The following is a 14,143-nucleotide window of genomic DNA, read 5'->3' on the forward strand; positions in this document are numbered from 1 at the left end:
CCGGTCTCCTTCGACGCCACGATCCCCGGCCCGGCGCTGCAACAGCACACCGAACGCCGGGGCCGGGGGAAGGCCCCCCAACCCCCCCCCGCCCCCCCCCCCCGCAAAACCCGCCGCGCACCCCGGCCTCCCCCCCCGGCCCCCCCCGGCAATGTTAAACCCACTGGGGCCGGGCGCACGGCCGGGTCGTTACTTCGCCGCCGACCGGACCTCCTCGGCCAGGTCGTCGTCGACAGCCACCCGGACCAGCGCCGCGGCGAACTCGGCGGCCTGGTGGTCCGGGGTGAGGCGGGCCAGTTTTCCGGGGTCGGCGGGCAGATCGATCCGCTCCGCACCGTGTACCGCGCGGCTGTCGAAATGCGGGCGCACCCAGGGCCACACGTCCTGTACCTCGCGCAGGAAGATATCGCCGCCGGTCGGCCCGATTCCTTTGAATTGCTGGATCAGTTCGGCGGCGCGGTCGGGGTCGTGACCGGCCTCCTCGGCGAGTTTGCGCAGATCGCGGTCGTATTTGGCGAGGACCGTCGTGGCGATTTCGCCGAGCTGGGAGGCGGTGCGTTCGTCATAGCGGCGGTAGTGCCCGCGCCCCAGCGCGTCGACCAGTTCCTGCCATTGCGCGTCGGCGACTTCGCGAGCGGTCCGGTATCCGCTGTGGACGAGTTCGGCCGTCGCGGCGGTCGCGATATCGGCGGAGATCCGGGCGCTGAGCAGTTCGGACATCATCAACAGCTGGAACAGCGGCGCCGGTTTGTCGTCGAGCTTGATTCCCGCTTCGGCGGCGTAGGTGCTCCCGGCTCGGTCGAGTAATGCGTGCACAACATCTCGCTGGCTCATCGGGTCTCCTTTCCCGTCGCGTATACCCGCAACCCACCGGCCCACACCGCGCAACCGGCCCGCACCAGCCTCGCACACCGATACCGCGTACCGAGGGAACGGCGCGGACCTGCTCAGCTCACCGTCGCAGCCGCCTTCTCCGCTTTCGCGGTTTCCCGGGCGAGCAACCGCGCCCGCTGTTCCTCGAACCGCTGCACATCCTTGCCCAGCTTCTCGAGGTATTCGCACAGTTCCTCGCGGCTGCGTTCGCCGCGCGCGGTGAAATCGGTGCGGTCGAAAACGTTCCAGATCCGCAGTACCGGCAGCAACACCTCGTCGAGATGCTGGCGCAGATCGTAGATCCCGTGTTTGACCATCAGCACGCCGTTGCGTCGCCAGTTGGGCATACCGCGCCCGGGCATGGCGAAGTCCTTGATGATCTTGGTGACCGACTCCATGGCCTGGTCGGGCGCGAGGTCGAACGCCGCCCCCGCCAGGTTGCGGTAGAAGATCATATGCAGGTTCTCGTCGGTGGCGATCCGCTTGAGCATGCGGTCGGCGATGGGGTCCTCACATACTTTGCCGGTGCAGCGGTGGCTGATACGGGTCGCAAGTTCCTGGAAGGTCACGTAGGCGACCTGGTCGAGCATGCCCATGAAGTACTCCGGGGCGTGGACACCGCGCGTCATATGCACCATGCGGTCGTTCTCCAGCGCGACCGGATCGACGCCCCGGGTGACGACCAGGTAGTCGCGCATGGCGATACCGTGCCGGTTCTCTTCAGCGGTCCAGCGGCCCACCCAGGTACCCCAGGCGCCGTCGCGGGAGAAATGCTCACTGATCGTACGGTGGTAGGAGGGCAGATTGTCCTCGGTGAGCAGATTGGTGATCATCGCGACCTTGGCGACCTCCGACAGCCGCGACTGCTCCGGATCCCAGTCGACACCGCCCATCGCGGCGAAATTGCGGCCCTCGTCCCACGGCACGTAATCGTGCGGGTTCCAGTCCTTGGCCGTGGCCAGGTGCCGGTCCAGATTCTCGGCGACCACCGGTTCCAGCTCGACCAGCAATTCGTGCTGCGTGATATCGCGTCCCATGCAGATCCTCTCGGCTCGTCCTCGGAAACGATCCGAGATCGGCGCCGGTTCGCGGCCGGGTACATCACCGGATACGGCACTCGGCGTTCTCGGATCGGGTCGAACACACTTGCCCGCCCGGAGACATCTCCCGCCCTCCGCGCAGGTTCCTGCTGACAGCTTCCAGCGGTGCAGACGATACCCGCCGACCGGCAGACCGATCGCCGGGGCGAGGCCTGGCCGGGACCGGGGTCCGGATATCGGCGGCACCGGCGACCGATAGTCGCAAGGGTAGCAATGCCGGGCGGAGCTTCGGCCATGGCCGAAATCTTCACGTCGATCTGGTGATTCGTGAGCGGAGTGGCCGAGCGGATGGTCACAGCACCAGGCCCGGTCACAACTATTCCGGCCGTGTCACAACCTGGACAGCAATCGGGCGGCCCCCGCACATGCGCGCCGGACGTGGAGCCGGCAAAACGATCCGAGTTGTTCCGCAGCCGGGCAGCGGCCGTCGTGCCGGCGCCACCGGCGATTTCGGCACTCGGGGGAACGCGCGGCCGAGTGCACGGTTTCTCCGGATATGAGGCTTCGTGGACGGACAGCTGCCGATTACCGGGAAGCCTTACGATCAGCCGGCACGTGCGGACATCAGCGGGACCGTCGTTTCCGGTGCATCCTCCGTAATCCGTGAGTTATCCCGGGCACGTCGTCGTTCCGAATGTTCGGGGTACAGCGTTCGCGATACCGTGCGGGCGGCGTCGGCGACGAGCGGCGCTACCCGGTCGAGCCGGGCCGAGCGGGCGTCGCCACACAGCGAGATGGCGGCGACCGGGCCGTCGTGCCCGCGGATCGCCGCCCCGACGCAGGAGACACCGGGCGCGGATTCCCCGTGTTCGAAGGCGAGGCCGCTCCGCCGCCGGATCCGGTTGAGTTCCTGGTGGAGCGCGGTGAGCTCGGCAACCGTGCGATCGGTACGGCCGCGCAGGCGCGCGCCGTACAGGCCGTCGACGGCCTCCGGGGCCAACCCGGCCAGTATCGCTTTCCCACCGGCGGTCGCATACGCGGGCACCCGGCCACCCACCCGCGAGGGAACGCAGGTGGCGAATCGGCCACCGACCTTGTCCAGATACACGCTGTCCCCGCCCTCGAGTACCGTCAGGTGCACCACCAGGCCGGTCTGCAGATGTAACTGGTGCAGCAGCGGCGCCGCGGCCGCGCGGATCTCGCCGAGTCCGCCGTCGCCACCGGCCAGCCCCAGCGCACGGCGGCCCAGGCGATAGCCGGACGCGGTGTGCTCGATCCAATCCAGGCCCACCAGCTGGTGCAGGATGCGGTGCACGGTGGAACGAGGCAGACCGGCGTAGTCGGCGACGTCCTCCAGTGACAGGCGCGCGGCGCGGCCCTCGAACGCATCGAGTATCGCGGTCATCCGCTCGACCATCGATTGCGGCAGTTCCCGCGCGGTGGCCCGGGGGGCGGATACCAAGTCCGTGACGGTCATCGACTCCTCCAACGGCACTGTTCAGAGGCCTTTCACAGGCAAAAACTGAAATTCATTCTTGTTGAAGAGTAGCACCCGAAAGCCGTCCGTCCGGCAGAACGAGCGATACACGGGACGAGGCGCCGGATACCACCCACCGGGACGACCGGTCCGCCCGCCGCCGGCGGCGCGGTAGAACGGACGCCGACCCCACCGAGCCCGGCACACCAGTAGCGGAGAATTCGCCAGGATGCATATCGGAATCTCGTCACCCATCGTCATCGCGCATCCGTCGATGTGCGCGGACTGGGAACGCGACGCCGGGATCGCCGAACTCGCCCGGATCGCCGAGACCGCGGACCGCCTGGGCTTTCACCACCTGACCTGCAGCGAACACGTCGCCGTCCCCGTCGACAGCGCAGCCGAACGCGGCGGCACCTACTGGGATCCGCTGGCCACCTTCGGTTTTCTCGCGGCCCGCACCAGCGGTATCCGGCTCGCCACTCAGGTGCTCGTGCTCGGCTATCACCATCCGCTGGAGATCGCCAAGCGATACGGCACGCTCGACCTCGTCAGCGGCGGCCGGTTGATCCTGGGTCTCGGCGTCGGCAGCCTGCGCGAGGAGTTCGACCTGCTCGGCGCCGAGTTCGCGGAACGCGGCGCCCGCGCCGACGAGGCGCTCGCAGCGCTGCGCGCCGCCCTCTCCGTGGACCGGCCCGAATACCACGGCCGGTACTTCGACTTCGAGAACATGCTCGTCCGGCCGCATGCGGTGCAGCCGCGGGTCCCGCTGTGGATCGGCGGCCGGACCCGGCGGTCGCTACGGCGTGCGGCCGAGTTCGGCGACGGCTGGGTTCCGTTCGGGCTCGCGCTCGGCGAGGTGCGGGCCATGCTGAAATCCGTCGAACTACCCGCCGGATTCGAACTCGTACTCGGCGCCGGGCAGCCACTGGACCCGATCGGCGCCCCGGACCGTACCGCGCAGGCCCTGGACCGGCTCCGCGCCGCCGGAACCACCATCGCGAGCGTCGGGCTCACCGCCACCGGCGCCGCCGATTACTGCGACCGACTGGCGGCACTGCGCACCCTGGCCACGGAACTCGGTTGCACATTCGACGACCGCCCCGGGCCGCCTCCGGAGAACACACCTGCGTGGTCTCGCTGAGTGGTACAGGTCACCGGCCGCCCGGCCGGGCCGTGGCATGTTGCTGTCCGACACGCACCGCGGAGAGAAGGGCGGCCACCATGACGACACCGGCAACCGATACGCAGTCACGGATCGAGGACATCATCCGGCGGTTGACCGGTCCCGGGGGCCGATTCGAAATCGTGGCCGAGGACGTACTCGGTGCCGTGATCCCGGTGATGCGCCATCGCGGCCGGATGGTGGGGGAACTGCTGACCGCCTCGCGGGCATGGGGCGACCGCGACTACCTGGTCACCACCGATCGCCGGATATCGTTCGCCGAGCACCTCGGCACGGTCGCGGCCCTGGCGGTGGCACTGCGCGACCGGTACGGGGTGTGTAAGGGCGACCGCGTGGCAATCCTGGCTGCCAACAGTCCCGAATGGGTGACGGCGTTCTGGGCCACCCAGAGCCTGGGCGCCGTGACCGTCGGAATGAACAGCTGGTGGGTGTCACGCGAGATCGACTACGGGTTACAGCACTGCCGCCCCTCGGTGCTGATCGTGGACGAGAAACGCGCCCGGCTGCTGGACGGACTCGACACCTCCGGTATCACCGTCCTCACCACGGAGACCGATCTGCCGCGCCTGGTCACCGAGCACGCCGGTGCCGAACTCCCCCGGCCCTCGGTCGGCGAGGACGACCCGTCGGTCATCCTCTACACCAGCGGCACGAGCGGACGCCCCAAGGGCGCCCTGCATTCTCAGCGCAATCTGCTGGCCGTGGTCGACTACCACCGCTTCTCCGACGCATTCGCCACCGAAATGGCCGGTCGCGGCTACGACGACTCCGAGCCGGTTCCGCTTCGTTTTCTGCTCACCTCGCCGCTCTTCCATATCGCGAGCCTGCACAATCTGGTGGTGCCCCGGCTGGCCACGGGCAGCGCACTCGTCCTGAACCAGGGCGGTTTCGATGTCGAAACCGTGCTCCACCTCATCGAACGGGAACGGGTCACCAATTGGGGAGCCGTGCCCACCATGGCCGCCCGGCTGCTCGAATACGAGGGCGCCGAGAACTTCGACCTGTCTTCCCTGACCGCGTTCGCCTTGGCCTCGGCCCCGTCGTCCATCGCGTTCAAGGACAGGCTCCGGGAACGGTTCCCCTTCGCCCGCGACGCACTGGTCGACAGCTACGGGCTCACCGAATGCAGTACCGCGATCGCGGTCGCCACACCCGCCGACCTGAACCGCTCCCCCGGTACGCTCGGCCGGCCGATCCCGACGGTGAACCTCGAGATCCGCGATCCCGCCGGTGTGCAGGTTCCCGACGGCATCGAGGGCGAGGTGTGTGTTCGCAGCCCCTTCGTCATGCTCGGGTACTGGGACGACGAGGCGGCCACCGCCGCAGCCATCACTCCGGACCGCTGGCTGCGCACCGGCGACTACGGTGTCGTCGAGGGCGGCGAGCTCCGATTGACCGGCCGCCGTTCCGATCTCATCCTGCGCGGCGGCGAGAACGTCTACCCCACCGAGATCGAACAATGCCTCGACGAACATCCGGATATCACCGAATGCGCTGTGGTGGGCGTACCCCACAGCGATCTCGGGCAGGAAGTGGCGGCGGTGGTGGTGGTCGCGCCGGATTCCACGGTCACCGAGGAGCAACTCACCGCATTCGCGCGTGAACGGCTGTCGTATTTCAAAGTGCCGACCCGCTGGCGGATCACCACGGAATCGCTGCCGCGCAACGCCACCGGTAAACTCGCCCGCCGCGCGATCACGCTCTGACGCGGAAACCGCTGCCGCGCAGGCACCGTCGCCCTCGCGCAGACCAGGATGACGCAGGACATGCCGCACCCCGCAGCGGCGCCCGCCGCACCCTGGGCCTGCACAGCCCGCACCCGCCGGGTTTGACAATTCACCGGACGTCTGAAACTCTCGGTTCAGGTCATGAGTGCCAGCGTCAAGCCCCGGCTTGCTGGCCGGCAACCCTCCTCCGCGGCGGGGTGCTCCGGGTGACGACCTGGCCGCCGCCCGACCGGGCGCGGCAAGCGCGGACTCCGTTTTCCTCGATCCTTACCGGAGTCCCTGATGCGATGGGATTGCGTGATGACCGCTGTACTCGACCGGACCGGCGCCCTTGCCCGGGTTTCCGGAGCCGATCTGCGAGTTCCCCTGGTACAGGGCGGAACCCGGGCCTACGCCAATTTCGACTACGCTGCCAGCGCCCCCGCGCTGGCACAGGTCAGCGACCGTGTCGCCGAACTTCTGCCGTACTACGCCAGCGTCCATCGCGGCGCCGGGTACGCCTCCCGGATCTCCACGCAGTGCTATGAATCGGCGCGTGAGACGGTGGGCCGGTTCCTGGGCTGCGCCGACGACCAGGTGGTGGTGTTCACCCGCAACACCACCGATGCGCTGAATCTGCTGGCCGGCTGTGTCCCCGGCGATACGGTGGTGCTCGATATCGAACACCACGCGAACCTGCTGGCCTGGGAGCGCCGGGGCCGCCGCGTGGTGCCGGCAGCCGATACCGTCGCCGAAACGCTGCAGCGGATCGCCGCCGAACTGTGCGCGAAACCCGCCGCCCTGCTGGCAGTCACCGGGGCCTCCAACGTGACCGGTGAGGTATTACCTCTCGAGCGCCTGGCCACACTGGCGCATCAGTGCGGGGCACGGATTCTGGTGGACGCGGCGCAGCTCGCGCCACATCGGCGAATCGACCTGCACGCCACCGGAATCGACTATCTGGTGCTGTCCGGCCACAAACTGTATGCCCCGTACGGCGCCGGAGTCCTGGCGGGTCGCAAGGACTGGCTGGACGATGCCGACCCCTATCTCGGTGGTGGCGGTGCGGTGCGAGAGGTCACCGTCGACGGCGCGGTATGGGCGACCGCGCCGCAGCGTCACGAGGCAGGATCTCCGAATGTGCTGGGCGCGGCAGCCCTGGCCAGAGCCTGCGAGGTTCTCGCCGAGCTCGGCCCGGAAGCCGAAGCGCAGGAACGCTCGCTGACCCACCGCCTCCGCACCGGCCTGGCCGAAATTCCCGGTATCCGGTGCCTGCGGCTCTGGGACGATGGCACAGTCCCCGGCGGCGCCGGGGATACCGGCCGGATCGACAGTGTAGGCATCGTGACATTCACCGTGGACGGCTTCGAACCGGGCCGGATCGCGGCCTATCTGTCCGCCGAATACGGAATAGGCGTGCGCGACGGCCGGTTCTGCGCCCACCCGCTGCTCGCCCGCTTGGGGGTCGGCGCGGCGGTCCGCGCGAGTATCGGCCTCGGCAGCACCCACGAGGACGTCGATCGGCTGCTCGAGGCCGTCGCCGCACTGGTCGAGCGGGGGCCGCGCTGGGACTACACCTGTGCTGCCGGGCGCTGGGATCCCGCTCCGGAGACCCGTTCCGGCTTGGCCGGCGACGGCGCCGCCGGCGCACCTTGCACGGAATGACCGGTACGGGCACGGATCCGATCGCCGGCCGCCGCACTCTTGTTCGGCGGTCATCCGGATCCCCCGCACGCCGAGCGGCAGCGTAACCGCGCGACCGCCGGTCGCCGCACTCACTCACGTCGAAAGCCGGGGCCGCCCGGAACAGCGCGCCGCAACCGCCAGAACTCACCGGTCGTACCGGACGTGTGGCCGGACGGCGGACAGCACGGTGACGATGCAGACCGCCCGGGTGGCGACTCCCGAGTATCGAACAGCGCAGGGCCTGCCGACGTAGGGATTACAGCGGCATGGACCCTCACCTTCCGCCGCGAAGAATTGCATTCTTACTTTCTGGAAGACTATTCTCGCAGACGAAAAGGTTCGATCCGAGGGAGTGGCTATGGCAGAGACCGCAGTGATCACCGGCGCGGCGGGCGGAATCGGCGAGTACACCGCCCGGCGGCTGGCCGCGGACGCCGTCCGCTGCGTGCTGGTGGACCGCGACCCGCTCGTCCGGCAGGTCGCCGCGGAAGTGGGCGGCGAGGCGATCGTCGGCGACCTCACCGATCCGGCCGTCTCCCGGACCGCCGTCGCCGCGGCGGGCGACCGGCTCGACCTGCTCGTCCTGAACGCCGGAACGAATTCCGTGGACAAGGATCCCGCGGACCTCGATCTGGACCGCTATCACGCGGTCGTGGGCGTCAACCAGCACGCCGTCGTCTGGGGTCTGCGCGCGGCCCTGCCGGTGATGCGCAGGCAGGGTGGTGGTTCCATCGTCGTCACCGCCTCGCATGCGGCGATCATGGGCGTTCCCCAGGACCCGATCTACACCATGACGAAACACGCGGTCATCGGGCTGGTGCGCGCCCTGCACGGAAAACTCGCCACGGAAGGCATCCGGCTGAGCGCGGTGTGCCCCGGACTGGTGGACACCCCCCTCACCGCGGGCGGGCGAGAGCGCTTCCGGGCAGCCGGGATTCCGATGCTGGGTGCGGACGAGGTTGCAGCCGAAGTAGAACAGTTGCTTCGCCATGGGGAGCCCGGCACCGAACTCGTCGTCCGTCCCGGTAAGCCGGCAATCCGATACGCCGCGGCACCACTGCCCTGAGGCGCCCTCCGGCGCAAAACCGCGGACGCGCAATGTGGTTCGCGATCGAAACAGACTGCGCCGCATACGCGTCAGCGGCGACCTTGCCGACGCCGGCCGGGGGTTCGCCGCATCCTGTCGAACGCCGCGTACCCCCGGCGCCGCGGGCCGCACAGCATTCCCTTGGATATCGCCCTGTGCTCCGCCGGTGCGACCATGCTCGCGTGCAGGCGCCGCGGTTCTCCAGCAGCCGAAATCACGGTGACGACAATTCGTAGGCTCGGCGCAACGATCCGGACCGGGCGGCGGCCCGGGGTTACCCGGCAGGGTCGGCGGGCCGCCACGCAACCCGCGTGGCTACGATCGGCCCGATGTCTATCCACTCGATGCTCGATTCACTGGACGGACTGTCCGTGGGGGATGCGCTGGGACAAGAGTTTCCGGTCATGCGCCGCTCGATTTCCGATCTCCGGGCCGGAAATGTCACGACCGGACCGTGGGGGTGGACCGACGACACCGAAATGGCCTGCAGCGTCGTCGCTGAACTCGGTACCCGTGGGGAAATCGACCAGGCTCGGCTCGCCGCCGCGTTCGCCCGGCGGTTCGATCCGCGCCGCGACTACGGATTCACCGCGGTCGGTATCTTGCGCCGGATCGGTGCGGGCGCGCCGTGGCGGGAAGTATCCGCAGCGGCCTACGACAACCAGGGTTCCTGCGGTAACGGCGCCGCCATGCGGGTGGCACCGCTCGGTGCATTCTTCGCCGGAGATCCGGACCGGATCACCGCCGAAGCGACCCGGTCGGCACAGGTGACACATATGCACCCGGAAGGCATCTGTGGCGCGGTCGCGGTGGCGCTGGCGGCCGGACAGGCCGCGCAGGCCCGCCTGACCGGTACCAGGCCCACACCGGCGGATTTCGTGACCGCCGTTCTGGAACGGCTCGACGACGGCGAGACGACGCGGTCGATCGGCCGGGCACGCATATTGCTCGGCGCCTCCGTCGAACAGGCGGCCGCGGAGCTGGGCAACGGTTCCCGGGTCACCGCGCAGAACACCGTGCCGTTCACGATCTGGGCCGCCGCCACGTATCTGGCGGACTATCCGGCCGCGATCGCCGCATGTATCGAGGCCGACGGCGATATCGACACCACGAGCGCCATCGTCGGCGGAATCGTCGCCGCCTACACCGGCAAGGATTCCCCTGGCGGTGTGCCCGCGGCCTGGCTGGCCGCGCGCGAACCCTTGCCCCGCTGGCTGGACCCGGCGAGCCTGACCTACGGGCGCCGGAAATCCCGGCTCGGCCGGCTCGGCCGCTGGTTGTCCGGCACCGCGTAGCGGAAGCACGCGCACATTGCCCGTGCCACCGAGCGAAGGTCCGGCGCGCCGAAGCCGGTCCCGGTGGGAGGTTCCTTACCGCTGCTCCGCGGCATCACCTCAGATCCAGCCCTTTTCCCGGGCCTTCAACGCCGCCTCGTAGCGGTTGGACACCCCGAGTTTGGCCATGGCCGCGGACAGGTAGTTGCGGGTGGTGCCCGGCGACAGGTGGGCGCGGCGGGCGATCTCGTCCACGGAGGCGCCGTCGACGGCGTATTCGAGAACATCCGCCTCGCGTGCGGTGAGGACCGAATCACCGGCGCTGATGGCCTCCGCAGCCAATTCCGGATCCACATATCTGCCGCCGCCGTGGACGGTTCGGATGACTTCCGCCAGGGTGCCCGCCGAGGTGGTCTTGGGCAGGAACCCGCGTACTCCGCCCGCCAGGGCCCGTTTGAGATATCCGGGCCGACCGTGACTGGTGACGATCACCGTACCCGCTCCCGGGGAGAGGCGCTGAATTTCCCCGGCGGTCGCGATACCGTCCACACCGGGCATCTGCAGATCGATGACGGCCACCCCGACCGGGTCCCGGTTCTCGCAGCGCCACCGCCACGCGGCGATGAGTTCCGCACCGGAGCCGACGTGCCCGACGACCTCGAGATCGGCTTCCAGGTCGAGCATCGTCGCCAGGGCCACCCGGATCAGCGTTTCGTCGTCGGCCAGGAAAACAGGGATCACTTTTTCTCCCATTGGATTTCGAGTTCGAACTCATCGGATGCCAGGCGGGTTTCCAGAGTTGCGCCGACGAGTTCGAGCCGTTCCGCGAGACCCCGCAACCCCGACCGTTCGCCCAGTGTGGGGTGTGGCCGGTTGTTGCGCAGCGACATTCCCGCCGTCCCGAGAATCAACGTCGCCGAGGTCGCGGCGGAATGCTCGACAATATTCGTCGTACCCTCACGGACCACCCACGCGGCGACCTCGTGGTAGCGGGCAGGTACGGCGGCGGGATCGCCTTCGACGACGAGTGCACACCCCACCGCGGACAACAACGATCGCGCGCCCGCCACCTCCTCCCGCAGGTCGATATCACGGTAGCCGCGCACCAGCGCCCGCATCTGCCCCATGGATTCCACGGCCAGGGTCCGCACACTGTCCATTTCACCGGCCGCCCGGCCGGTATCACCGGCCTTCGAGAGCGCGACCGCCAATTCGCTTTTCACCGCGATCGCGGAGAACCCGCGGCCGACGACATCGTGCAGATCGCGGGCGAACCGTAAACGCTCCTGCGCCACCTGCAGTTCGGCCTCGACGTCCTTCGTCCGCTCCAGCTCGTCCACCATCCGAATCGCCCATATGCTGATCAGCATCGTGACGAGGACGAATGCGCCGCCGAGGAAGGTCACCGCGCTCACCGGGACCGCGAAGGCGAGGTCCGGCCGCAACGTCACACCGGTGGCCGCCGCCAGCGCCACCAGAATCAACCACTTGTACCGGAGATACGGAACCACAGCGAAGGCCGCCACCAGTACGGTGATGATGCAGACGACGCGGGCAGGCGGTCCGGCACCGTCCGGTACCGGGACCACGGCGTAGGTCACCCATACCGCTCCCAGCGCTACGGCGGCGATGCGGAACATCCACCGCCGAGTGAATGCCGTTTCCCGAGTGGCGAATTCGGGTCGTGCCTCGATCGCCACCGCCGCGGCGATGCCGGCGACCACCAGACCCGCTGCCGGCCATGGTTGCGGTGCGACCACAACCATGGCCAGTACGACCCCCGCAATAGACCCCTGCAGCGACAGTCGCATGTACAGCCGGAACTTCGCCGGCCCCGGCAGTGCACGCCACCACGAGGCCGCCCGGTTCACCCGCGGTCGTCCCAGCGGAAACTCCGGCGAGTCAGCACGAGCGCCAGGACCGTCCATATCGCCAGTGTCGCAAACGGCCGGCCGAGTGCAGTGAGGGTATCGGCGAAGTCGAGCGCCGGATCGTCGGCGGAACCGGTAGCCGGCCGGCCGGCGGCGCCGAAGAAGACCAGATCGGACACGGCAGCGAACGGCGTCCAATCGGCGAGGGCGGCCAGGCGGTCCGGCAGGATGCCGCGGATCGAACCGAGACCGAGCATCGCTACCGTCATCACCGGTAGCGAGGTGATCTGGGCCGCCTCGGCGTTCTTGGTCACCGCGCTGGTGGCCAGCGCGAGCAGCGTGAACAGGACGATTCCGCCTGCCGCCGCAAGGACGATCGCGAAGGGGTTCACCGGTGCGGGCGCGCCCGTACCGTAGATCACCGCGGCGACCACGACCGTACAGAAGAGTGTCACGAGAGCACCGGGAACGCCCGGTGCGGCCTGGATCTGCCAGTCGGCGGCCTCACCCGTCCGCAGTCGTTTCAACACTCCCTCGCCGCGGCGGGTCGTCACCATGGACAGCACCGAGTAGTACTGCATGAACAACAGGGCCAGCAGGGCGAACATCTCGAACGCCGTCGCGGCCATCGCCGCGGTGGGTTCCGTATCCCGGCGGGAGAGGAAGTACAGGGCAAGTGGTAGTCCGATCGGAAAGACCGTCGCCGTGTAGACCAGGGTCTTGTTACGACGGAACTGCAGATATTCGGCCTTCGCGAGCGCGAACAGTGGACGGCGGCGAAAGCCGGCGGGCGGAGTCATGGTGGCGGTCATCGGGTGGCTCCGGTCAGTTGCGGTTCGTCCACCGATCCGCCGGCGGATTCGGCGGCGATATCGAGGAATACCGATTCGAGTGAGGCGGCACGGGCATCCAGACCGGCCAGGCGGATACCGTGGGCACGAGCCCAGCCGAGAAGTTCGAACAGATGCCCCTGGAGATCATGGGTGCTGACGGTGACCCGTTGCTGTGCGTCGACGGTGGCGGCGGGCAGCGGCGGCAGTGGCAGGCCGGGATGATCGAATACGATCCGCGCCGGATGGCCGCCGACGATATCGCGCAAGGTGCCGCTGCGCGCGATGGCGCCCCGGTGCATGATCGCGATGCGGTCGGCCAGTGCTTCCGCCTCGTCCAGGTAGTGCGTCGTGAGCACCATCGTCACCCCGGACGCCTTCAGGTCGGCGAGCAGCTGCCAGGTACCGCGGCGGCTCTCCGGGTCGAGGCCGGTGGTCGGCTCGTCGAGGAACAGCAGCCGCGGCTGCCCCAGTAGTGCGCAGGCCATATCGACGCGGCGGCGCTCACCGCCGGAGAGCGAGCCGACCCGCACATCGGTGCGGCCGGTCAGCCCGACCTGCGCGAGCACCACATCGGCAGTGGTGGGAGCGGTGCAGGTACCACGCCACATCTCGAGTGTTTCGCCGACGGTCAGCTCGGCCGGTAACCCGCCCGATTGCAGCATGATTCCCATCTGCGCTCGCACCTGTGCGCGATCGCGCCGTGGGTCCAGTCCGAACACCTGTACGTCCCCGGCCGACGGTGCGGTGAGCCCTTCCAGCATGTCCAGGGTCGAGGTCTTCCCGGCGCCGTTGGTACCCAGCAGCGCGAAGACCTCGCCCTCGGCGACCTCGATATCCACGCCGCGGACCGCCTCGAATGCGTCCTTGCCCTGGCCGTAGGTCCGGCGCAGACCACGCGCGATGATGACCTCGTTCGCCGATCGCACCGGCGCCACGGCGGGCCGGCCGGACGCGGGGACTTCATATGGCCGCGCAGCACGCGGGTCCGGCGCGCCGTATTCCGTTCTGTTCATACCTTCAACCCTCGCGGAGGCCACCGGTCACCAGTAGTACGACCAGTCATCGATCCGCGATGAAAAGTTCATGGGCAGGTACTGACAAACGTCACGA

12 protein-coding genes and 1 riboswitch are annotated in these 14,143 nt (G+C 68.7%); of the genes, 5 read left to right on the plus strand and 7 right to left on the minus strand.

Annotated features, from left to right (window positions below; genetic code table 11):
• Positions 1-189: 189 nt before the first annotated feature.
• The 3 genes from QH195_RS25730 to QH195_RS25740 all read right to left on the minus strand — a co-directional run bounded on the left by QH195_RS25730 (position 190) and on the right by QH195_RS25740 (position 3,390).
• Positions 190-834, minus strand: a complete 645-nt coding sequence (locus tag QH195_RS25730) for an endonuclease (RefSeq protein ID WP_280437311.1) — start codon at positions 832-834, stop codon at positions 190-192.
• Positions 835-947: 113 nt separating this feature from the next.
• Positions 948-1,910: an acyl-ACP desaturase gene (locus QH195_RS25735; RefSeq protein ID WP_280419984.1), complete on the minus strand. Its 963-nt coding sequence runs from the start codon at positions 1,908-1,910 to the stop codon at positions 948-950.
• Positions 1,911-2,517: 607 nt separating this feature from the next.
• Positions 2,518-3,390 (minus strand): IclR family transcriptional regulator, encoded by an 873-nt coding sequence (locus tag QH195_RS25740; RefSeq protein ID WP_280437312.1) that lies wholly within the window; start codon positions 3,388-3,390, stop codon positions 2,518-2,520.
• Between the two features lie 229 nt (positions 3,391-3,619).
• Here QH195_RS25740 and QH195_RS25745 point away from each other — a divergent pair, with 229 nt between their 5' ends.
• The 5 genes from QH195_RS25745 (at position 3,620) to QH195_RS25765 (ending at position 10,350) form a co-directional block, all read left to right on the plus strand.
• Positions 3,620-4,534 (plus strand): LLM class F420-dependent oxidoreductase, encoded by a 915-nt coding sequence (locus QH195_RS25745; protein ID WP_280437313.1) that lies wholly within the window; start codon positions 3,620-3,622, stop codon positions 4,532-4,534.
• A gap of 80 nt (positions 4,535-4,614) precedes the next feature.
• Positions 4,615-6,282, plus strand: a complete 1,668-nt coding sequence (locus tag QH195_RS25750; RefSeq protein ID WP_280437314.1) for a class I adenylate-forming enzyme family protein — start codon at positions 4,615-4,617, stop codon at positions 6,280-6,282.
• A 158-nt stretch (positions 6,283-6,440) separates the two neighbouring features.
• Positions 6,441-6,554: riboswitch (SAM riboswitch) on the plus strand.
• Between the two features lie 49 nt (positions 6,555-6,603).
• Positions 6,604-7,947: an aminotransferase class V-fold PLP-dependent enzyme gene (locus QH195_RS25755; protein ID WP_280437315.1), complete on the plus strand. Its 1,344-nt coding sequence runs from the start codon at positions 6,604-6,606 to the stop codon at positions 7,945-7,947.
• 379 nt (positions 7,948-8,326) lie between these two features.
• Positions 8,327-9,034: an SDR family oxidoreductase gene (locus QH195_RS25760; RefSeq protein WP_280437316.1), complete on the plus strand. Its 708-nt coding sequence runs from the start codon at positions 8,327-8,329 to the stop codon at positions 9,032-9,034.
• A gap of 350 nt (positions 9,035-9,384) precedes the next feature.
• Complete coding sequence (locus tag QH195_RS25765) at positions 9,385-10,350, plus strand: ADP-ribosylglycohydrolase family protein (protein WP_280437317.1); 966 nt, start codon at positions 9,385-9,387, stop codon at positions 10,348-10,350.
• Positions 10,351-10,449: 99 nt separating this feature from the next.
• On the opposite strand, the gene QH195_RS25770 is transcribed toward QH195_RS25765, so the two are convergent.
• Genes QH195_RS25770 through QH195_RS25785 form a run of 4 tightly spaced genes read right to left on the minus strand, consistent with a single transcriptional unit; the run spans position 10,450 to position 14,046 of the window.
• A complete protein-coding gene (locus tag QH195_RS25770; RefSeq protein WP_280419991.1) occupies positions 10,450-11,070 on the minus strand; it encodes a response regulator transcription factor in 621 nt (206 codons plus the stop codon).
• A complete protein-coding gene (locus QH195_RS25775; RefSeq protein ID WP_280437318.1) occupies positions 11,067-12,200 on the minus strand; it encodes a sensor histidine kinase in 1,134 nt (377 codons plus the stop codon). Before QH195_RS25775 ends, QH195_RS25770 begins: the two co-directional genes overlap by 4 nt.
• The gene (locus QH195_RS25780; RefSeq protein WP_280437319.1) at positions 12,197-13,012 is read right to left on the minus strand and encodes an ABC transporter permease; all 816 of its coding nucleotides are present in this window, start codon (positions 13,010-13,012) and stop codon (positions 12,197-12,199) included. The genes QH195_RS25775 and QH195_RS25780 overlap by 4 nt, the downstream gene beginning before the upstream one ends.
• Entirely contained in the window at positions 13,009-14,046 is a 1,038-nt protein-coding gene (locus QH195_RS25785) for an ABC transporter ATP-binding protein (RefSeq protein WP_432278305.1), read from the minus strand. The genes QH195_RS25780 and QH195_RS25785 overlap by 4 nt, the downstream gene beginning before the upstream one ends.
• Positions 14,047-14,143: the final 97 nt, after the last annotated feature.

Source organism: Nocardia carnea, assembly GCF_029868855.1.
GTDB lineage: Bacteria > Actinomycetota > Actinomycetes > Mycobacteriales > Mycobacteriaceae > Nocardia > Nocardia carnea_A.